This is a genomic window from Paenarthrobacter aurescens (assembly GCF_025421775.1).
Lineage (GTDB): Bacteria > Actinomycetota > Actinomycetes > Actinomycetales > Micrococcaceae > Arthrobacter > Arthrobacter aurescens_B.
The window spans coordinates 137,654-157,730 of sequence record NZ_JAOEFX010000004.1; the positions used below are offsets into that span (position 1 = coordinate 137,654).

Annotated in this window: 21 protein-coding genes; 11 read left to right on the plus strand and 10 right to left on the minus strand. The window is 63.3% G+C overall.

Annotation, left to right across the window (positions count from 1 at the left end; translation table 11 throughout):
* Positions 1-7: 7 nt before the first annotated feature.
* Positions 8-1,450: a GntP family permease gene (locus tag N7568_RS09720; RefSeq protein WP_261609630.1), complete on the minus strand. Its 1,443-nt coding sequence runs from the start codon at positions 1,448-1,450 to the stop codon at positions 8-10.
* Positions 1,451-1,587: 137 nt separating this feature from the next.
* Between N7568_RS09720 and N7568_RS09725 the strand changes: the two genes are divergently transcribed.
* The 4 genes from N7568_RS09725 to N7568_RS09740 all read left to right on the plus strand — a co-directional run bounded on the left by N7568_RS09725 (position 1,588) and on the right by N7568_RS09740 (position 4,985).
* The gene (locus N7568_RS09725; RefSeq protein WP_261609631.1) at positions 1,588-2,100 is read left to right on the plus strand and encodes a GNAT family N-acetyltransferase; all 513 of its coding nucleotides are present in this window, start codon (positions 1,588-1,590) and stop codon (positions 2,098-2,100) included.
* A gap of 64 nt (positions 2,101-2,164) precedes the next feature.
* On the plus strand, positions 2,165-3,247 hold the full coding sequence (locus N7568_RS09730; RefSeq protein ID WP_261609632.1) for an alpha/beta hydrolase: 1,083 nt from the start codon (positions 2,165-2,167) through the stop codon (positions 3,245-3,247).
* 57 nt (positions 3,248-3,304) lie between these two features.
* Complete coding sequence (locus N7568_RS09735) at positions 3,305-4,258, plus strand: alpha/beta hydrolase (protein ID WP_261609633.1); 954 nt, start codon at positions 3,305-3,307, stop codon at positions 4,256-4,258.
* A 100-nt stretch (positions 4,259-4,358) separates the two neighbouring features.
* Positions 4,359-4,985, plus strand: coding sequence for an FMN reductase (locus N7568_RS09740; RefSeq protein ID WP_261610004.1), 627 nt, complete (start codon positions 4,359-4,361; stop codon positions 4,983-4,985).
* Here N7568_RS09740 and N7568_RS09745 read toward each other — a convergent pair.
* Complete coding sequence (locus N7568_RS09745; protein WP_261609634.1) at positions 4,971-5,468, minus strand: MepB family protein; 498 nt, start codon at positions 5,466-5,468, stop codon at positions 4,971-4,973. The genes N7568_RS09740 and N7568_RS09745 overlap by 15 nt on opposite strands.
* Positions 5,469-5,556: 88 nt before the next feature.
* Here N7568_RS09745 and N7568_RS09750 point away from each other — a divergent pair, with 88 nt between their 5' ends.
* Positions 5,557-5,928 (plus strand): zf-TFIIB domain-containing protein, encoded by a 372-nt coding sequence (locus N7568_RS09750; RefSeq protein WP_261609635.1) that lies wholly within the window; start codon positions 5,557-5,559, stop codon positions 5,926-5,928.
* Here the strand turns inward: N7568_RS09750 and N7568_RS09755 are convergent.
* Together N7568_RS09755 and N7568_RS09760 are read right to left on the minus strand one after the other, a co-directional pair.
* Positions 5,925-6,500 carry a hypothetical protein gene (locus N7568_RS09755; protein WP_261609636.1) on the minus strand — a complete coding sequence of 192 codons (576 nt, stop codon included), beginning with the start codon at positions 6,498-6,500 and terminating at the stop codon, positions 5,925-5,927. The genes N7568_RS09750 and N7568_RS09755 overlap by 4 nt on opposite strands.
* 7 nt (positions 6,501-6,507) lie before the next feature.
* On the minus strand, positions 6,508-6,981 hold the full coding sequence (locus tag N7568_RS09760) for a hypothetical protein (RefSeq protein WP_261610005.1): 474 nt from the start codon (positions 6,979-6,981) through the stop codon (positions 6,508-6,510).
* Positions 6,982-7,576: 595 nt separating this feature from the next.
* Here N7568_RS09760 and dnaB point away from each other — a divergent pair.
* Both dnaB and N7568_RS09770 read left to right on the plus strand, forming a co-directional pair.
* Positions 7,577-8,965 carry a replicative DNA helicase gene (gene dnaB / locus N7568_RS09765; protein ID WP_026541078.1) on the plus strand — a complete coding sequence of 463 codons (1,389 nt, stop codon included), beginning with the start codon at positions 7,577-7,579 and terminating at the stop codon, positions 8,963-8,965.
* Positions 8,966-9,060: 95 nt separating this feature from the next.
* Positions 9,061-9,789: a hypothetical protein gene (locus N7568_RS09770; RefSeq protein ID WP_261609637.1), complete on the plus strand. Its 729-nt coding sequence runs from the start codon at positions 9,061-9,063 to the stop codon at positions 9,787-9,789.
* Positions 9,790-9,864: 75 nt separating this feature from the next.
* On the opposite strand, the gene N7568_RS09775 is transcribed toward N7568_RS09770, so the two are convergent.
* The 4 genes from N7568_RS09775 to N7568_RS09790 are packed head-to-tail and all read right to left on the minus strand — an operon-like array spanning position 9,865 to position 13,754.
* Positions 9,865-10,323, minus strand: a complete 459-nt coding sequence (locus N7568_RS09775) for a ribose-5-phosphate isomerase (protein ID WP_261609638.1) — start codon at positions 10,321-10,323, stop codon at positions 9,865-9,867.
* Between the two features lie 9 nt (positions 10,324-10,332).
* Positions 10,333-12,075, minus strand: coding sequence for a dihydroxyacetone kinase family protein (locus N7568_RS09780; protein ID WP_261609639.1), 1,743 nt, complete (start codon positions 12,073-12,075; stop codon positions 10,333-10,335).
* Positions 12,076-12,108: 33 nt separating this feature from the next.
* Complete coding sequence (locus N7568_RS09785) at positions 12,109-12,882, minus strand: SDR family NAD(P)-dependent oxidoreductase (RefSeq protein ID WP_261609640.1); 774 nt, start codon at positions 12,880-12,882, stop codon at positions 12,109-12,111.
* Positions 12,883-12,911: 29 nt separating this feature from the next.
* The gene (locus tag N7568_RS09790) at positions 12,912-13,754 is read right to left on the minus strand and encodes a sugar phosphate isomerase/epimerase family protein (protein WP_261609641.1); all 843 of its coding nucleotides are present in this window, start codon (positions 13,752-13,754) and stop codon (positions 12,912-12,914) included.
* A gap of 204 nt (positions 13,755-13,958) precedes the next feature.
* Here N7568_RS09790 and N7568_RS09795 point away from each other — a divergent pair, with 204 nt between their 5' ends.
* The 4 genes from N7568_RS09795 (at position 13,959) to N7568_RS09810 (ending at position 18,026) form a co-directional block, all read left to right on the plus strand.
* A complete protein-coding gene (locus N7568_RS09795) occupies positions 13,959-15,296 on the plus strand; it encodes an MFS transporter (protein WP_261609642.1) in 1,338 nt (445 codons plus the stop codon).
* Between the two features lie 63 nt (positions 15,297-15,359).
* A complete protein-coding gene (locus N7568_RS09800) occupies positions 15,360-16,256 on the plus strand; it encodes a transketolase (RefSeq protein ID WP_261609643.1) in 897 nt (298 codons plus the stop codon).
* Positions 16,253-17,248: a transketolase family protein gene (locus N7568_RS09805; RefSeq protein WP_261609644.1), complete on the plus strand. Its 996-nt coding sequence runs from the start codon at positions 16,253-16,255 to the stop codon at positions 17,246-17,248. Before N7568_RS09800 ends, N7568_RS09805 begins: the two co-directional genes overlap by 4 nt.
* Positions 17,249-17,369: 121 nt before the next feature.
* Positions 17,370-18,026, plus strand: coding sequence for a GntR family transcriptional regulator (locus N7568_RS09810; RefSeq protein ID WP_261609645.1), 657 nt, complete (start codon positions 17,370-17,372; stop codon positions 18,024-18,026).
* Positions 18,027-18,039: 13 nt separating this feature from the next.
* Here N7568_RS09810 and N7568_RS09815 read toward each other — a convergent pair whose 3' ends face one another.
* Both N7568_RS09815 and N7568_RS09820 read right to left on the minus strand, forming a co-directional pair.
* Positions 18,040-19,383 (minus strand): sensor histidine kinase, encoded by a 1,344-nt coding sequence (locus N7568_RS09815; protein WP_261609646.1) that lies wholly within the window; start codon positions 19,381-19,383, stop codon positions 18,040-18,042.
* Entirely contained in the window at positions 19,380-20,063 is a 684-nt protein-coding gene (locus N7568_RS09820; protein WP_261609647.1) for a response regulator transcription factor, read from the minus strand. Before N7568_RS09820 ends, N7568_RS09815 begins: the two co-directional genes overlap by 4 nt.
* Positions 20,064-20,077 lie beyond the last annotated feature (14 nt).

A 20,077-nucleotide genomic window follows, 5' to 3' on the forward strand; every position in this document is an offset into this window, starting at 1 on the left:
GGGCCGGTCAGAACAGCAGGCTCATAGGCAGGATCAGCAGGATCGCCACCACGGAGGCTACGGACACTCCCACCGTGACCGATTTGAGTGCCCCCCTCACACTCTGGCCCAAAAGTGACTGCAGGAGCCAGAACGTGTTGCTGGTGACGTGAACCATGAAGAGCGAGCCTGCGCCGGCAGCGAGTGCCAGCAGGACCGGATCGAGGCCGATGGCCGGCGCGATGGGTGCCAGCAGGCCGGCTGCCGTAATGGCGGACAACGTCACGGACCCGACGGCGATGTGCAGCACAGCGGCGATGGCCCAGACCACCAGCAGCGGGGCTACGGTGCTCGCGGAGAAGAAGCCGCCAAGGATGTCGCCCAAGCCTGCGGCTGCAACTGTTGCTGCCAGCGATCCGCCGACGCCGGTAAGGATCAGGATTTGCCCACTTTCCTTGAAGCCGACCGCGATGGCCTCTTCGACCTTCTTCTGGCCGATGGCCGCGCGGGTCACCAGGCAGGTTCCGATGAGGCCGATGAGCAGGGCAATCACGGGCTCGCCGAGAAGCTGCAGCCAGGGAAGTTGAATCTCGAAGATCTCCAGGATGGCCCCTGCACCGATGAGGAGCAAGGACGTCAGCAGCGGGGCAAAGAGCAGGATGAGCGGGGCTTCTTTGCGTTCGCGTTCGACGACGGCGACACTTCCGCCGGCTGGTTGGGCGCCGGATGCTGCAGCACCTTGCTCTTCCATTGCCGCGGGCGCCACGGGTGCTTGGCCGCTGGCAGGGTATTCCTCACCCTCGAGGTCTTCCTCTGCCACGAACGTGTGGTCCTCATCCTTGGCCTCATTCCAGAATCCGCGACGGAACAGGAACGTCATGATGGCGATGGAGATGATGATCGTGGGGATGACCAGCAGGAGCCCGAAGAGCAGCATCTTGCCGAGCGGCACATTCAGGAGGCCCGCCAATGCGAGTGAGGCGACGCCAGGAACCGTGAACACGATGCCGCATTCAAGGGCGATTGCCATTGCAGTGGCCATGCGGGCCGTGCCGAGCTTGCCGATCTTCGGCGCCAGCTTCCGGGCCAAAGGGGCCGAGATGACCAACAGGACGTCCAGGAAGATCGACTGCAGCACGGTGCCGATGGCGAGACCCATCGTGTAGGGAAGGCGCTTGGGACCGAAGGTCTTGAGCAGGTGCTCCACGAGTCTGCGGATGGCGCCGCTCTGGTTCAGGATGGAGCCCATCAGGACGCCGAACGCGATGAGCAGACCGACGTCCACCATGATCTCGCCGAACCCGCCGGTGATGGTTTTGACGGTCTCTTCGACGCCAAGGCCAACGGCCAGGCCCAGGTAAACGGACGCGAGGATCAGGGAAATCACCGGGTTGACCCGGAAGCGGACGATCAACAGCACGGCGGCTAGAACCGCGACAGCTGTGTTGATCAGAACAGCAATGTCTGACATGGGGAAATCCGATCGTTGGGCCTTCCACTTTGAAGGCTGAATCTGTTGCGCGCAGCGTGAGCCGGGCCACATCTCTAATCCCATATTATGAGTTGAAACTCATAATGCAAGCATTTTCGGCAAATTAGACTGAACCGATGGACTTCACTATCCGTCCCGCCGACCCTTCCGACGTGGCGGGCATCCTCGCCGCGGATTTTGAAGCCGGGCGCACTTCATCCGCTGACGCTGGGCGATTCGCCGCGGGTATCAGTGCAGCGGTCGCTGACCCCGCCCGCCTCGTCGTGGTGGCTGAAGCTTCGCTGGAAGCGACAGCGGAAGGCGGGTCCGCCGTCGTGGGTTGGGCCAAGACGCACTATTGGGACTATGCGGACGGCGCAGCTCCGGCCGGTCACTACCTGGGTGGCGTCACCGTAAGGCCGGATTTCCGACGAAGGGGGCTCGCGGTGGAGCTGACTGCCGTCCGGCTCGGCTGGATTTGGGGGCGGGCCGAGGAGGCCTGGTATGTGGTCAACGCCTGCAATGAGGCCTCATTGGCCCTGCATCGGAAGTGGGGATTCCGGGAGGTCGCGCGGGGCGCTGGCTTTCACACCGTAACGTTCGACGGCGGTGAAGGGGTGCTGCTGTCAGCGGCGCGGCCGCTGGCCTGACGTCGGGAGGCGCCCCTGCAGCCTTAGCATGGGTCCAAGGATGCGCCGACTGGGGGAGTGTGTGATGGGGCCGTTGGAATCGATCCATGCCAGCGAGAAACGGGACCGATCGGTGGGCTCGGGTTTGAGTGGCCGCTCGCGTCCGCCGCGCAAACGGTCTTCACGGCTGAAGAAGCTGGACCTGGCGATCCTGCTGGTGCTGGTTGTTCTTCTTGCCCTTTCCGCTACTCCGTGGCCTTCGGCGATGCTGATCCGAAGTGTTTTTGAGCGTGGGGCCCAGGCGACCATCGACGAAATGACGCCCTACATTCCCGATACGCCACTGAAAACCCAGGCGGGCGTGGTCTACAAGCCCGGGTCCACCTTCGATGTTTTCAGCCCCGAAGGGACCACTGCCCCGCTTCCAACAGTGGTGTGGATTCACGGCGGCGCATGGATTTCCGGGGCGCAACGCGATGTGAATCCCTACCTGCAGATTCTTGCTGCCGAGGGATACACCACCATCGGTATGAGTTATCCGATCGCCCCCGAGGCCACGTATCCCACAGCCGTGCGGGACATTAATGAAGCCCTCGCTTACATTAAGGCCCATGCAGCAGAGCTGAACGTGGACAGCAGCCGCATCGTCCTGGCCGGCGACTCTGCCGGCGCGCAACTCGCAAGCCAGATGAGCACGCTCACCGTGAACCCCGAATACGCCAACCTGATGGGAATCCAGCCCGCTCTCCAGAAGTCGGATCTCGCGGCCACTATCCTGCATTGCGGTGTGTACGACCTGCGGGCCATGGCGGATCTCAACGGCATCGTCGCCTGGGGCTTCAAGACGTCCCTCTGGGCGTACACGGGCACCAAGGACTGGTCCGCTACCTACGCCGGAGCCACCATGTCCACCATCGACTTCGTCACTGACGACTTACCGCCGACATTCATCAGCGGCGGCAACGGCGACGGGCTCACCTGGCTCCAGTCCGTTCCGTACAGCAACCGCCTCAAGGACGCCGGCGTTCCTGTGACAGAGCTGTTCTGGCCTGCGAACCACGAGCCTGAGCTGCCGCATGAGTACCAGTTCCACCTGAACTTTGACGAGGCGCGCGAGGCACGTGACAGGACCTTCGACTTCCTGTCCAAGCACGCCGCGAGGCGCTGATAGTCCGCTTGTCCGGAGAAGTTCAAAGTATCTCCATGATGGAACTATTATGTGAATATGACCTCCTCCCCTGAAGCCCCACCCGTCACACACAGGCCGGCGCTCTTCTGGGCCTCTGCCCTGTGTGTTGCCGCCTTGGTCCTGGTGCCCCTGTGGATGCTGCTCGGGAATCCCGCTGTCCTGCGCGGACACCCGTTGTTGCCCGCGCTGCTGGTGACGGCCGTCGTCGTCGGAGTTCTTTGGGCTGTCCTGCTGTGGCGCCGCCGCCGCACGTCCCCGAAGCGTTCGGTACTGCGGTCCGTTGGTGCCTGGGCTGGGCGCGTTGCCGTGTTGGCGCTGGTGGCCATGCTGTTGTGGCTGAACCCTTTCGCCTATCTTCCATCCAGCCCAGTGGCAGTTGGTTCGGCGTCCAGCGCTTCGGTGGCTGAAGAGTCGACGGCGATCGTCATGACGCCCGCGGGTGCACCCGCCAGCAGGGGGCTCGTCTTCTATCCCGGAGCCCGGGTCGAGGCGCGGGCTTACACGGACATCCTGCGGCCGGCGGTGGATGCCGGGTTCCTGGTGGTGATCCTCAAGACGCCCCTGAATCTCAGCTTGTTGGACGGAAACCAGGCACGTGGTGCCATGACCGCCCATCCGGAGGTCTCCTCGTGGGCGGTTGGCGGGCACTCGCTGGGTGGCGTCAGTGCAAGTTCGTTCGCCTTGGGTAACCCGGATGTCGATGGCCTGCTGCTGTACGCCTCCTACCCCTTGGATTCCATGCGTGACCGCGCAGGGCTGAAGGTCATGTCCATTTCGGGCTCGGAAGACGGCCTCAGCACGCCGGAAAAGATCGATGCCTCCCGCCAGCTGCTGCCCCTCGACACCACCTTCGTGGAGGTTCAGGGCGGAAACCACGCGTTCTTTGGCGACTATGGACCCCAGCCGGGCGACGGCGAACCCACTGTGGGGCGCGACGTTGCCCAAGAGCAGATTGCCGCCGCCACGGTGTCGTTCCTGACGCAGATGTAGGGGAGCCGAGGACTTCCGGGAATACTTCCAAGCGCGCCCCTGTTCATTGATTTAGATGCAAATGCATGTAAGCTGGATGAACGAGCAACAGGAGAACGCCATGGAAACCCGCCGCATCACCGTCCTTTCCGCCGGACTCGGTGTCCCCTCGTCGAGCCGCCTGCTGGCCGATCAGCTGGCCGCTTCGACCGAGCGGCAGCTGCGGGCGGCAGGGTACGACGCGAAGATCGACGTCGTTGAACTGCGGGACCTCGCCGTCGATATCGCCAACAACTTTGTCACCGGCTATGCCGCGCCCCGCCTCGCCGAGGTGATTGCCGGCGTCGACGATTCCGATGCCATCATCGCCGTCAGCCCCGTCTTCAGCGCCTCCTACAGCGGCTTGTTCAAGTCATTCATTGACGTGCTGGACCCGAAATCGCTGGACGGCAAAGCAGTACTGCTGGGCGCCACCGGCGGCACCGATCGCCACCAGATGGTCCTCGATTACGCCATGCGCCCCCTGTTCACCTACCTGCGCACCAGGATTGCGGCCACCGGCGTCTTCGCGGGTCCCCAGGACTGGGGAAACACCGACGACGGCGGCTCGCCCCTCTCGGCGCGTGTGGACCGTGCGGCGGGTGAACTGGTGCAGTTGCTCAGTGGCCCCCAGCCGAACCGCAAAAACGATGCCCTTGAGTCACTGCCGTTCGAGCAGTTGCTGGCCGGGATCTCAGCGGGCAGGTAGTCCGTTTTCAGCGGAAGCGTGGAAATACCCGCCCTGCCACTCCTGGGTCTTCCTTGCCTGACGGTTCGACGTCAAGGACCACGGAGGATAGACCCGGAATCCACGCTTCCCGCCGATGCCGTCGACTGAACCAATTCCGTGATCGATCAACGCGGACAGGGGAAAGACGAAGTGGCCGGAGTTTTCCGCTTCCCGGGCTGAGACCACCAGGGTGTCGGCCGGGTCGGCGGAAGGGCCGTCCGCCGGGAAGGGTTCCGTACCGCCGGCAGCCGAACGCCGCCACACGGCAACGAAGAGCCCCACCTTGGTGGGCGTGACCTTGCCAACCCGGAAGCGGATCAGTGCCGTGCCGCTGGTGGCGGTTGCGGCACCGTACTCAGCGTTGTCCTCCTCGGGAACGGGGAGGGAGCACTCTCTTCCAAGCATGTGCATGAGCTGCTGCGCTTCGGCAACGTCCGGGTGGATCATCCGTTCAGTATGCATGCGGGTCCTTCCGCTGCATGAATCCCGGACGTTGGTCACTCCGAACTATTTGCCGGGGCCGATCGTTGGGGCAAACATGAAGTGTCCTGTGGATTCCATTGACCTGGTGATGAGCGAGCGAAGCGGCGTAGAGATCGACTACTGCCCGCAATGCAGGGGTGTTTGGCTGGATCGCGGTGAGTTGGACAAGATCATCGATCGCGTCGCGGCCGAAACCATCCCCGCCCCGGCGAGGCCCGCGGCGGCGCCCTCCCAGCCCCCGATCGCGCCGCCACCCCTCTACAACCCCTTCGAGTCCCGTCCGCAGCAGCCGCGCTATGACGACAGGGACAGGCGCGATGGTCGCGGTGACTATGACCGGCGGGATTACGACCGTAGGGGCGACCACGATCGCCGCGATGAGTACGGCCGCAAGCGCAAGAAGAAGGAAGGCTTCCTGGGCGACTTGTTCGACTTCTAGTCGTCCAGCAGTTCGATGAACTCGCGCGCCTGCTTAATGGTGATGTCCGAGTGGCGCGTCAAGGCAATCGCTGCGCCCTCGGCATCACCACTTTTGGCGAGCGTCCGGATACGTCCGTAGATCTCGTCATTGAGCATATTGCTGCTCACTTCCCGGGTCACGTCGCCCTTGCTGACGATCGCCCGGTATCGGTAGGGGAAACGTTCAGGCTCGTCATCGTCATCCGCCAGTAGATCCTTGGGCGGAGCTTCGGGCGTAAACGGCTGCGGGTGCGCGGCCAGGGCACCCACGGCGTCACGTGACGCACGCAGGCCTTCACCGGTCGCTTGAAGGTAAAGCTTGATCGCTGCCATGCCCTGGCCCCGCGCGATAAGGGAGTAGAGCTGGCGGTGTTGTTCCTGGTTGAGCTTGGCCGCCGATTCCCTGGCCAACTCCACGGGATCCTTCGGCGCATTCGCGGCTGCCTCGCCGGCTTTGGTTTCAGCAGAGCGCTTGGAGAAGGAGCGCATCAGCAGTAGCACGCCCGCAATGACCGCAACGAGGATCAGGAGCGGGATAAGGATGGAATCCATGGCGTTGTCAGAGCCGATCTACGTAGTTCTTGGCGGTGAGCAGGTCTGAGTGGGTTGCTTGGCGCAGGACCTTGATGGCTTCGATCTTCTTCCCACTGCGGACCAGGTTTTGCAGCTCGAAAGCAAGCTGCGGGTTCAGTTGCCCATTGGGAAGTACAGCCGGCTGGTGACCGGTTTGGCCGGCCGCGTGCGACCGTGCAGCTTGAGCCGCGATTGCTGTCCTGGAGTTCTCCGCCTGCTCCCTGTGGCTGGCCTCGTTCTGGCTCGGCTTTGTGGTTGCTTCGATCCGGGCGCGCAGGGCCAGCGCCTCCTGCACCTGGGAAGCTTGGTGCGCAGCGGAACGGGCCGCGAGCTCGCGCTGATACCTCTCGGCGTCCGAGACGCCGGTATCCCGCGGCTTGAAGGCCGCCGTGAGCGCCCACAGCAGGCCAACGAGGACTAGAAGTGGAAGGGCAATCGTCAGCACGTCACCAAAGTTGATCCCCATGCCTAGAGCTTATGCCAGAAGTTGGTTATCCACAGCACATTCCACTTCCGGCATAGGCTTCTGAGAGGTTAGTGTCAAATTAAGGCACTCTTTGTAAGATGCATCACATTTGTGGCATGTTTGGGGTGCTTTCGCCTCGCGTCGAGGCCCGTTGCAGGGTTGCGGCTGTGGATGAATTTCCCTGAGATCTTTCTTTAGTCCACAGCTTGTGAAGTGTGTTTCCGCAGGTCAGGGCCTAGTTACTGCCAAAAGAATTTCTCTATCCACAGGGTAACGCACAGTCTGTGCACAACGTGGGGCTGGTATTCCACAGCTTTTCCACAGGGGGTGTCCGGCACCTGCTGTAACGTGTCTGGAGTGTCCATTTCGGATGCGAATATCCCCTGTTGTGTTTCCCGGAGCCCGCGATAACCGCCGCTGGTAGCGGTCCCGGAAAATGCGCTGTGGATAACTTGTGGATACGGACTGTTATTTTGTCTGCCCTGCCTGACATCGTCAGAGACACCAGGCGAACTCGTAAGCCACACACTGCGCTTTACGGGCCGCCAGGGAGTTAATTCCTGCAGCGGAACACAAATGGAGGACGGCTTTGTCAGTTACGCACTTGGACTCAATCGAGGGCACACGCGCTTCGGACTCGAGCCGTAAACCTCCCCAGGACATCCCGGCCGAGCAGTCCGTCCTCGGCGGCATGATGCTGTCCAAGGACGCAATCGCCGACGTCGTCGAAATCGTCCGCGGGCACGACTTCTACCGTCCCGCCCACGAGACCATCTACGAATCCATCATTGACCTCTACGGCCGTGGCGAACCCGCGGACGCCGTCACCGTCTCGGATGAACTGACCAAGCGTGGCGAGATCAACAGGATCGGCGGTCCAGCCTACCTTCACGAGCTCATCCAGACAGTCCCTACCGCGGCCAACGCCGGCTATTACGCCGAGATCGTCGCCGAGCGGGCAGTGCTCCGCCGCCTCGTAAACGCAGGCACCAAAATCGTCCAGATGGGCTACGGCCAGGATGGCGAAGTGGAAGACCTGGTCAACCAGGCCCAGGCCGAGGTGTACGCGGTTGCTGAGAAGCGCACTGCGGAGGACTACGTGGCGTTGAAGGACGTCATGGAATCCACCGTGGACGAGATCGAGGCCTCCGGCCACCGTGGCGAAGGCATGACCGGCGTTCCCACCGGTTTCTACGAGCTGGACGAACTGACGCACGGCCTCCACCCGGGCCAGATGATTGTTATCGCAGCCCGTCCTGCTGTTGGTAAGTCCACGTTCGCACTGGACTTCGCCCGTTCCGCTGCTATCAAGAACAACCTGGCCACTGTCATGTTCTCCCTGGAAATGGGCCGGAACGAGATCGCCATGCGTCTGCTCTCCGCAGAAGCAACCATTGGCCTGCAGGATCTCCGCAAGGGCACCATCAAGGACGAGCAATGGTCCAAGATCGCGACGACCATGGGCCGCATGAACGATGCTCCCCTGTTCATCGATGACAGCCCCAACATGTCCCTCATGGAAATCCGGGCCAAGTGCCGCCGTCTGAAGCAGCAGCACGACCTCAAGCTCGTGATCCTCGACTACCTTCAGCTCATGAGCTCCGGCAAAAAGGTGGAATCCCGCCAGCAGGAAGTTTCCGAGTTCTCGCGTGCGCTTAAGCTGCTGGCCAAGGAACTCCAGGTTCCCGTCATCGCCTTGTCGCAGCTGAACCGTGGTTCCGAGCAACGCCAGGACAAGCGCCCCATGGTGTCCGACCTCCGTGAATCCGGCTCCATCGAGCAGGACGCCGACATGGTCATCCTGTTGCACCGTGAAGACGTGTACGACAAAGAGTCGCCCCGCGCCGGTGAAGCAGACATCCTCATCGCCAAGCACCGTAACGGCCCCACCAAGGACATCGTGGTTGCCTTCCAGGGCCACTACTCGCGGTTTGCCAACATGGCAGGCGATTCGGGTGCCGGCGGCGGCGGCTTCTAGGCCGCCCGGTCCCGGTTCCCGCGCAGACACCCCTTGGCGGTAGTGTGGTCCCTGCCCCGCGTGCGCGGGCATTTCTAAAGTTATTGGGGAAATGCATGAAGAAGCATTTGCTGCCCGGAATCGGGGCAACGGCATTGATGGTTGTGGCATTGACTGCGTGCGGTGGGGCTACGGCATCTCCCGAACCAGCGTCGTCGCAATCCAGCGGGGCGGCCACTTCGACGCCGACGCCCGTGAAGCAGTACACCAAGGAAGAGCTCATAAGCCTCGTTGGGCAGGTCAAACTGGCGGACGGCACCAGCCCCGCCGTACTCTCCGGCGACGAGCTGTTGGCGCAGTATGACTCGGTGGTCAAGGGTTTCGCAGGAGCCACCATCGAACCAGCGGCCTGCAAGGATCCCTTCTTGCTGGGGGCGCCGCGCACCATCGACGGTTCCACTGCGGCCGGCACAACCCGGACCAAAGCCAACGGTTTTATCAGCAATGTGTCAATGACCTCCGGCGTCGATGCTGCGCGTCTCCACGACGATTTGGAGAAGAGCAAATCCCAGGCGGAGGAGTGCAAGAAGGTGTCGTACTCCGCTGAAGGGGAAACGCTCACCACCTCTACCCAGAAGGTCGAAGGCGTGGGCAACGTACCCGGAACAGTGGGTTTCAAGACCGTCATGGCCCTCCCGGACGGAAGAGTTGGCGCAATCTTTATTGCCCATGCGGTTAAAGATGGTGTCCTGATCTCCGCCACGGCGTCCGCCAGTGAGGGTGTGGCCGGTGGGCCGGAAGCAGCCGGCGCCCTGATGGACCAGGCAGCCGCGCTGATCAAGTAGTTCTCGCATCGACAGGCCGCACAGGCAGGGGCGTTACCCTCCTGTGCGGCCTTTTTCGCGCCCCCCAAGAGGTTTTCAGCAGCCCTCGAAGTCGCTGAGGACCTTCACCTTCGCCGCCGAACCGGACGACGGATCGAACGCGTAGCCGATCCACTCCCTGGCCAACCTGCGGGCCAACTCCACGCCTACAACACGCTGGCCCATGGTGAGGACCTGGCAGTCGTTGGACAGGATGGAGCGCTCAACGGAGAACGAATCGTGGGCAGCCGTTGCCCTGATGCCGGGAACCTTGTTCGCGGCGATGGCCACCCCGATTCCCGTGCCGCAGAACAGTATGGCCCGATCGGCCTTGCCGTCGCGGATCATCTCACCGGCGGCGATGCCCACATATGGGTAGGGCCTGGTGAAGTCCTCGTCGGCGCGGTTTACTCCGATGTCGATCACTTCAGTGATCCGGGAGTCAGCCTCAAGGTCGGCCAGGATTCGGTCTTTGTACTCAACGCCGGCTTCGTCGGCGCCCACAATGATGCGCATGAAATTCTCCTAGATGTTTGCTGCGGCGGAAACGGGCACGGCAGTGAAGTGAGGCCCGACGGCGGCAAACACCATGGCGAGCGACGTTGCCCCGGGGTCCGGCGTACCGACGCTCTTCTCGGCCAGCGGCCTGGCGCGGCCCTTCAGTGGGCGGAGTTCCGCAGTTGACGCTGCGGCCGCGGTAGCGTCGGCTGCGGCGGCTGCCCACGCGTCCTCCGCGGCAGAGCCGGAAGAGACGCGCTCCTCCAGCGTGGAGGCGAACGGCAGCAGCGCGTCCATCATGGTCTTGTCGCCAATCTCGGCTTTCCCAAGGCTCGCGATGCGGTCCGCGAAGGCGCGGACCGACTCGGCGAGGACATCCGGCGTCGGGGTCTCTGCGTCTCCCAATCGTTCGCCAAAGGCGCGCAGTCCGGCACCCCACAGGACGCCGGAGGTTCCGCCGGCCTTGTCGGCCCACGCGTCGCCGGCGGCGATCAGCAGTGAGCCCGCTCCTGCGCCGCGTTCAAAGGCAACGGCTGCGGCTTCGTTGGCCGCGGCGGATCCGCGGACCATGCCGCGGCCGTGGTCGCCGTCGCCGGCGATTGCGTCCATGTCGCCCAGCATCGCTTCGGAATCGAGAAGCAGCGCGGCCGTCGTGTCCAAGGCTCGGAGGCACTGTGCAGCGTAGGCTCGGGATTCGTCTGTGGAGGAGTAGTCGGCCGCCGCGGCCGTATCCAGCTCCGCGTCGTCCGCGCCAGCGGAAGCAACATCGAAGCCCACAGCACCCCGACGGTACGCCGGTGTCAGCGCCGGCGCAGTCCAGTACTGCTCCAGCTCTTCGTCCAACCACGTCAGCGTCAGCGAAGCACCCGCCATGTCCAGGCTGGTCACCAGCTCGCCGACCTCCGGCATGACCAGCGTGTAGCCGGCCTCGCGCAGCAGGGGAGCAACCGTGCGCCACAGGACGAACAGTTCCTCGTGCTTAGTGGAACCCAAACCATTGAGGATCACGGCCAGTCGCGTTGAACCGGCAGCAGGCGTTTCCGCCAGCACGCGCCGCACCAGTTCCCGGCCGAGTTCGACGGCGGTCGGCAGCTCGGTATCGAACAGTCCAGGCTCGCCGTGAATACCCAGGCCCAGGCCCATCTGTCCCTCGGGAAGCCGGAACAACGGCTGGTCGGCGCCGGGGAAGGTGCAGCCGCTGAATGCTGTGCCGATGGTCTTGGTGAGGCTGTTGGCTTTGCGCCCCAAACGAACCACGGAGTCGAGATCCAGTCCAGCTTCGGCGGCAGCTCCCATGACCTTGAAGACCACGAAGTCACCGGCAATACCGCGGCGCTTCTCGGCCTCCTCGACGGAGGCGCTGGCGATGTCGTCGGTGACCAGCACGTTTTGCGTCGGGATGCCCTCGGCGTTCAAGCGTTCGCTGGCCATGCCGAAGTTCATGACATCCCCGGCGTAGTTGCCGTAGGTGAACACCACGCCGGCTCCGGAGTCGGCAGACTTGGCCACGGAGTAGGCCTGCTGTGCCGACGGCGAGGTGAAGATGTTGCCCACCACGGCGCCGTCAGCGAAGCCCGGCCCGATGATGCCGGCGAAGGCCGGGTAGTGTCCGGAGCCGCCACCGGTGATGACGGCGACCTTGGGCGTTGCCGGGCGGCCGCGGCGGACTGCGCCACCTTCCACTTGGCGGACAAGGTCCGAGTGGGCGTCACAGAAACCGGCAAGGGCTTCGTCGGCGAAGTCGGCGGGATCGTTGAAGATTCTGGTCATGGTGGGTCCTGGGATTCTTTCGAGCAGCTCGAATTAGTGGATGTGGCTGCCGCCGTTGATGTCGATGGTGGTGCCGGTGAGGTAGGCGGAGTCCTCGGAGGAGAGGAAGGTAATCACTGCGGCAACTTCTTCGGTGGTGGCGTTGCGGCCCAGGGGGATGCCGGCATTGATGGCAGCTTCCTGCTCTTCGGTGCTGCCGACGCGGATGTTGGTGTCAACGGCGCCGGGGGTAATGGCGTTGACGGTCACGCCGGTTTCGCCGATTTCGCGGGCGAGTGCCTTGGTGAAGCCGAGGATGGCTGCCTTGGCTGCGGAGTAGGGAACCTTGCCGAACACGCCGCCGCCGCGCTGGGCGGAGACGGAGGACATGTTGACGATGCGGCCCCAGCCGTTGGCGATCATGTCCGGCAGGAACGCCTTGGTGACCAGGTACGTGCCGGTTGCGTTGACGTCCATGACCTTGTGCCACAACTCAAGCGTGGTTTCCAGGAAAGGAACGGGGGAGGTGATGCCGGCGATGTTGGCCAGGGCTCCAATGGGAGGGAGGTTTCCGGCGGCAACCTCTGCGGCGACGGCGGCCTGGGCTGCGGTCACGGAAGCTTCGTTGGCAACGTCGATTTCGTAGCCGAAGGCCGGGACATTGAATTCGTTGGCGATCTCGGCGGCAACCTTGGCGGACTTCTCGCCGTCGAGGTCCAGAATGACGATGCCCCAGCCCTGGTTGGCGTAGCGACGGGCGGTGGTCAGGCCGATGCCGCGATCGGAGGTAGCTCCGGTGAGGACGGCGGTGCGCTGGATGGTGGTCATGGTGCTCCTTGAATATGAGTTAACGCGGTTTAGATGAGGTCTGTGATGTAGCTGGCCGCTTTGGCGGCGGCGGCCGGGCGTTCGTCGTGGGTGACGTCCCGGGTTTCGAGTTCCAGGGAGAAGTGACCGGTGTAGCCGGCATCCCGCAACGCTGACAGTCCGGCAGCGAAGTCGGCGTTGCCGTTGCCGATGCTGAGGTTGATGTTGCCTGGCTCAATTTCCGTGGCAGGCACGGCGTCGCGCAGGTGGACATGCTTGATCCGGTCAGCGAAGCGGACCACAAAGTCCACGGGGTCGCCGCCGGAGGCAACAATGTGGCTGAAATCCATAACGATTCCGACGTCGGACCCGGCCAGGCGATCAGCGAGCTGTTGCGCGCGTTCGGTGTTCCAGCACAAGCGGTAGAAGTGCAGGGATTCGGTCCACAGCCCGACCCCGAATTCCGCCGCGCGAACAGAGGCATGGATGAGTTGCGCTGCCACGGCGTCGATGTCGCATTCGAGCGTGCTCACTGGTTCGTGGTCGATCGCCCCACACGGGAGGACCAAGGCTTTCGCGCCGGTCTTGGCCGCAAGGGTGAGCAGCATTTCCAGGTGCCGCTCGCGCGCCACTTGAGCACCGGCGTCGAGCGTTGCGTTCAGGTCCCCGATGTCGCCGTTGACCGAACGAACGCGCAGTCCCGAGCTATTGACGACGGCGGCAACCGCCTCCACTGCCTCGGCGTCCAGTACGTAGGGCACATGATCGCAGACGCCCGGGAGCGCACCGAGGTCGATTTCCTCGAAGCCGAGGCCGCCCATGGTGTGCAGGGCAGTGGCCAGGTCCTGGTGGCGGAAGCTGATGGACGAGCAGCCCAGTCGTTGATGAAACATCGTCGTTGATCCTCAAGTTGGGGCCCTCGCCAGAGAGGGACCTTAGTGATGGACACCACGTTAGCTCCGTTGACTGTCAACAGTCAACCTTCACAGTTGACTGTTGACATTGCTGGTGTCGTCGGTCACAGTTGACGTATTATGTTGACTGTCGACAGTGGGGTTGCCGAACAAGCGCCGCACTTTTGAAAGGGAAAGACACACATGAGCAATGAAGCTCTGACCATGCGTGGTCCGGTTCATGGAACCAAGGAAGCAAAGCGCGTCGCCGTCGGTTCCGGCGTTGGCGCAGTCATCGAAACCTACGATTTCATCGGTTTCGGCACCGCCGCTGCACTGTACTTCGGTACAGCATTCTTCCCGGGCGCTGACCCGGTGACGGGCACCCTGGCCTCCTTCGCGACCCTCGGCGTCGGCTTCGCTGCCCGTCCGCTGGGCGGCATCATCGGTGGCCACCTCGGCGACAAGCTCGGCCGCAAACCGGTGCTCGTTGCCTCGCTCATCCTGATGGGCCTGGCAACCTTCGCCATTGGCCTGCTGCCGACGTACTCGCAGGTTGGACTGCTGGCTCCCGCCCTTCTGGTTCTTGTCCGCATCATTCAGGGCCTGGCCTTCGGTGCTGAATGGGGCGGTGCCATCCTGATGAGCTACGAGCACGCGCCATGGCGGAAGAAGGGTCAGTTCACGGGCATCGTGCAGGCCGGATTCCCCGTTGGACTCCTGCTCGCCAACCTCGTCTTCCTCAGCAGCGTAGGCCTCGGCAGCGAATGGGCCTGGCGTGTGCCGTTCCTCGCCAGCATCGTCCTGGTGGCTGTTGGCTTGATCATCCGCTCCAAGGTTCCCGAGTCCCCGGTGTTTGAGGACGTCAAGGCCAAGGGCGACATCGTGAAGTCCCCCATCGTCGAGGTCATCAAGACCGACTGGCGCAACATCGTCCGGGGCATCGGCCTCCGCATCGCAGAAACTGCCGGTTACGCCGTGTCTGTGACCTACATGATTTCCTACCTGCACACCAATAACCTGGCAGACAAGACGGAAACCTTGGTGGCTCTCTGCATCGCGGCCGGAATCGGTATCTTCGCCACCTACTACTGGGGAAAGCTGACGGATAAGGTTGGCCGCCGTCCTGTCTACATCTGGTCCACTGCCTTCGCGGTGGTCTTCGGAATCCCGATGTTCATGCTGGTCAACACCGGCGTCTTCCTGCTGATCATCGCCACGATCGTCATCGCCTACGCTGTCTGCCAGAACTCCCTGGCCGGCGCCCAGGGCGCGTGGTTCCCGGAACTCTTCCAAGCCAAGACCCGATCCTCAGGCGCTTCCTTGTCCTACCAGATCTCCGCCATGGTCTCCGGCTTCACGCCCTTCATCACTACCCTGCTGTTCGTCAGCATGGGCTGGATGGGTCCGGCACTGCTGTTCAGCATCTACGCAGCCATCGGCCTGTGGGCAGCGCTGATCACCAAGGAAACCTGGGGCAAGCGTGAGCGTGAGCTCGCCGAAGAAGCCGCCAGCAAAACTCCCCAGACGGTAAACGCCTAAAGCACCCCTCGACGTCGGACGCGTTCTCCCCATCGGTACGCGCCCGACTCCGGAAGGAAACCAGTGACTCTCTCATCAGTTGAAACGACCCCGGTCGTGGCAGCCCCCAAACCCGAGCGCGTGGACCGCATCCGCGCCGCCGCCTACCGCATCCGCGACCACGCCCTGACCATGGGCGAGGTCCAAGGCCAGGGCTACGTTGGACAGGCGCTCGGAGCCGCCGACATGCTGGCCGCCGTCTACGCCGATCAGCTCACGTACCGCGCCGAAGACCCGCACTGGGAGGGACGCGACCGCTTCCTGCTCTCTACCGGGCACTACGCAATCGGGCACTACGCGGCGTTGGCCGAAGCCGGGATCGTTCCGGTGGCCGAACTCGAAACGTACGGCTCCGACGATTCCCGCCTCCCAATGTCCGGAATGTCCACGTACACCCCGGGCATGGAAATCTCCGGCGGTTCGCTGGGCCACGGCCTGACCATTGCCGTCGGCATGGCTTTGGGCTTACGTCTTCAGGGCTCCGCTTCCCGCGTGATCAACTTCCTCTCCGACGGCGAACTCGATGAAGGTTCCACCTGGGAGGCTGCCATGGGTGCGCACCATCACCAGCTGGGCAACCTGACGGCCCTGGTGGACATCAACGCCCTCCAGGCCGACGGCGCCACCGACACCGTGCTCCGCACCGAACCAGTCACCGAAAAGTGGGAATCGTTCGGTTGGTACACGCAGCGCGTGGACGGGAACGACGTCGGTGCGCTGCTGGCAGCGTTCGACAACATCGCCGCCGTTGCGGCGCCAGTCGGGCGGCCGTCGGTGATCCTCTGCGACACCAAGGTGGGGCGCGGCGTGCCGCTGCTGGAAAACCGCGAGAAAGCCCACTTCATGCGCATCGAAGAAAACGAGTGGCAGATCTGCCGCGAACAGCTGACCGCAGGATACGAAGGGACGGCCTCAGCATGAGCACAGTGACCACCAAACCGAAGCTCAAGACGTCCGCCATGATCGCGTCCTTCGCCGATCCAGGCCAGAAGACCACCCCGGCTCCCTTTGGGCACGCTCTGGTCAAGGCCGCTGAGGCTGATTCCCGCATTGTTGGCCTCACGGCAGACCTGGGTAAGTACACCGACATGCATATCTTCGCGAAGGCTTTCCCGGAGCGCTTTTTCCAGATGGGCATGGCCGAACAGCTCCTCTTCGGCGCCGCTGCCGGCATGGCCGAAACCGGACTGATCCCGTTCGCTTCCACCTACTCGGTGTTCGCGGCACGGCGTGCGTATGACTTCCTGTGCCTGGACATCGCCGAGCCGAACCTGAACGTCAATATCGTCGGCGGGCTCCCCGGCCTGACCACCGGTTACGGACCCAGCCACCAGGCCACCGAGGACATGGCGATCTTCCGCGGCATGCCCAACCTGACCATCGTGGATCCCTGCGACTCCGTGGACATCGAACAGGCCGTTCCCCAGCTTGCTGCCTCGGACGGTCCCACGTACCTGCGCTTGCTGCGCGGCAACGTGCCTACAGTCCTGGATGAGTACGACTATAAGTTCGAGCTCGGCAAGGCGAAGGTCTTGCGCGGCGGCAACGACGTCGTATTCGTTTCGTCCGGCCTGATGACCATGCGTGCGCTGCAGGCAGCAGACGCCCTGGCGAAGCACAACGTGGATGTCGCCGTGGTGCACACGCCCACCATCAAGCCGTTCGACTCGGCCACCGTACTGGCAGAGCTGAACACCGACCGGCTGGCCGTCACACTGGAGAACCACACCGTTGTTGGCGGTCTGTTCGAAACCGTTGCATCCGCCGTCGTCACCGCCGGTTTGGGCAAGCGGGTGGTTCCCATCGCGCTTCCGGACCAATTCCTCGACGCCGGTGCGCTGCCAACGCTGCACGAACGCTACGGACTGTCCGTGGACCGGATCGTGGCGAAGGTGCTGGCGGAACTCGGCTGAGTTTCTTGTTTTCCGGTGGGTGTGCGGGACGGGACATGACTGCCGGTCCCGCACTCCTGCCCGTAGTATCGACAGTTAACAACGGACTGTTAGCAGTTGCCCATAGAACCGAGGACACACCATGGCCGCCACCGCATCCCTGCTGGGACTTGAGAAGAAGAGCCTGCGCGAACAGGCGCTCGCAGCACTGCGGACCGCCATCACCAGTGGTGAGCTTGAGCCTGGGCGGCACTTGGTCGAAACCGAGCTCTCCGAGATGCTGCAGATCAGCCGGGGCACACTCCGCGAAGCCCTGCGCCAGCTGGAACAGGAAGGCCTGATCTCCGCTGGAGCCCGCGGCAGGATGTCCGTGCGGCACCTGGACGTCAAGGAAATCCGCGACATCTTCTCCGTCCGAGGTGTCCTGGAATCGTTGGCGGCCCGGACCCTCAGTGACATGCCGGATAAGGAAGCCGCGCTCGCAGAGCTGCGTGCCGCCGTCGACACTATGGAAAAGGCCGCGAAATCGTCGCTGGAGGAGAGGATTGAATCCGACCTTGAGTTCCACCGCACGCTCTGCCGCCTGTCCGGAAACGAAACGCTGCTGCACTCGTGGGAATCCCTGGAGGGCTCCATCCGGATGTCCATCATGTTCGCCGGGTTGGAACGCGCTACGCGGAACATGAGTGTCGGGAGGCATCACGACATTGTCGCTGCCATTGAGACGGGGAATGCGGCCAAGGCGCGCGAGACGATCATCGCGCACATGGATGGCGCGGCGGAGAATTTGGTGGGCTAGCTGGCCCGGGGTGTTAGTTGCCTTCGGCCAGCGGCAGGGTAAAGCTGAAGTGTGCCCCTCGTGGGCTCGGATGCGCTTTCGCCGTGCCGTTGTGGGCGACGGCCACGTTGTGCACCACGGCGAGTCCCACACCTGACCCGGCGACGCTTCGCGCGCTGGTGGAACGGTAGAACCGGTCAAAGACATGGTCCAGATCCTCCGGAGGGATACCCGGTCCTGTATCCCGCACATCGAGGGTGACCGCGCCCTGTGAAACGCTCAGGGTCACCCGGACCTGGCCCGGCTCGGGCGTGAATTTGCCGGCGTTGTCCAGTAAGTTCGCGATGGCGCGGGCCAGCCTGACGCGTTCCCCTGTCACCAGGAGAGGGCCGCCGGGTCCTTCCAGAGACCACGCGACCCCTGGGTACCGGCGTTCGGCGTTGTCCATGCAGAAGAGAACAAGTTCGTGGAGGTCCATTTCCTCGACGAAGGAAGGGGCCTCTTCGTGCCGGGCCAGGTCGATCAGGTCCTCGATGAGGGACTGCATCGCTATCAGTTCGTGCTCCAGAGCTCCAGTGATGCGCTCTTTGCTGCCCTGCGACAGTTCGGGGTTTCTGAGCATGGCTGCATTGGTCCGCAGCGAGGTCAGGGGAGTCCGCAGTTCGTGGGAGGCGTCGGCTATCAGCTGTTCCTGCTGGCGGCGGGATTCCTCCAATTCACTCAGCATCGTATTGAACGCGCTGCCGAGCCTGTTGGTCTCGGTGGTTTTGCTTCGAGGGATCCTGATGTCAGTGTTCCCGGTTTGGGCAATACTCTCGGCTACTGCTGTGAGCCGATCTACCGGCCGAAGTCCGCGCCTGGCGGCTACGTAGGCAGTGCCGGCGGCCACCACCAGGGCGCCCAGCACTGTCGCCGTCAGCAGCCAACCGAGTCGCTCGAAGGACGCCAGAACCCTGTCGTCCCGAACACCCACTACCAAAGCACGCTGATTCGGTAATGGCCTGACGTACACGCGGATGGGATCGTCGCCGATGGCCGCTTCCGTGAAGAACGCCGGGCTTTGGCCGGATGCCACTTCCCGCATCTGACCGGTGATGGGCAATGCCGGCCCGGCGCCGGAGTCCGGGTCCTCGCTGGGGGTTGGCGCCACTACCTGCGCGCAGGCCGGCGATCGGACCCAGGTGCACTGCGAAAACCCTTGCCAATTGGGATCGGTCTGGATCAGTTGGATGATGCGATCCGATTCGCGCCTTAGGGAAAGATCCTCGTTCTTGCGCAGTTCATGACCGACGAAGACATACACCAGTACTGCGAACACTGAAACAGTGAGGGTGATGGCCGCTGCGATGACCAAGGTCATCCGCAGGCGCAGCGTCACGATGCCGCCAGCCTGTATCCGACGCCCCGAACGGTCTGGATGATCCGTGCCTCGCCCTCGGCTTCGAGTTTTCGGCGCAGGTAGCTGATGTAGACCTCCAGTGAATTGGAGGCCGGTGTCATGGCATATCCCCACACGGCGTCGCTGATCTGGCCCCGGCTGAGTACTTGTTCCGGTTTTTCCGCGAGGATGCAAAGGATGGCGTATTCGGTGCTGCTGAGGTCAATCCAGCGTCCGTTTTGCCTCACGGCATGGGCCTCGGGGACCAGTTCCACATCGTGGTAAACGGTGGGGCTGGCAGGAGGGTGGGTTGTCCGGCGGGCCATGGCCCTCAACCGTGCCAGCAGCTCATCGGGTTCAAAGGGCTTGGAGAGGTAGTCATCCGCTCCTGCGTCCAACCCCGCAACGCAGTCAGCCACATCGCTGCGGGCCGTGAGCAGGAGGATGGGAACGGTGTTGCCGGCGGTGCGGAGCATTCGGCAGAGGCCGAGTCCGTCCATCAGCGGCATCAAAACGTCCGCCACCAGCAGGTCCGGAGATGTTGCGGCGACCCTTTCGAGTGCCTCCCGGCCGTCAGCTGCCGTTTCAACCTGGTAACCGGCCGCTTCAAGCAGGGACGGCAGGGAGCTCCTGATGTCCGGATCGTCGTCGACGACCAGGACTGTTATGGGCTCCGTCATGGCCACCAGCATAG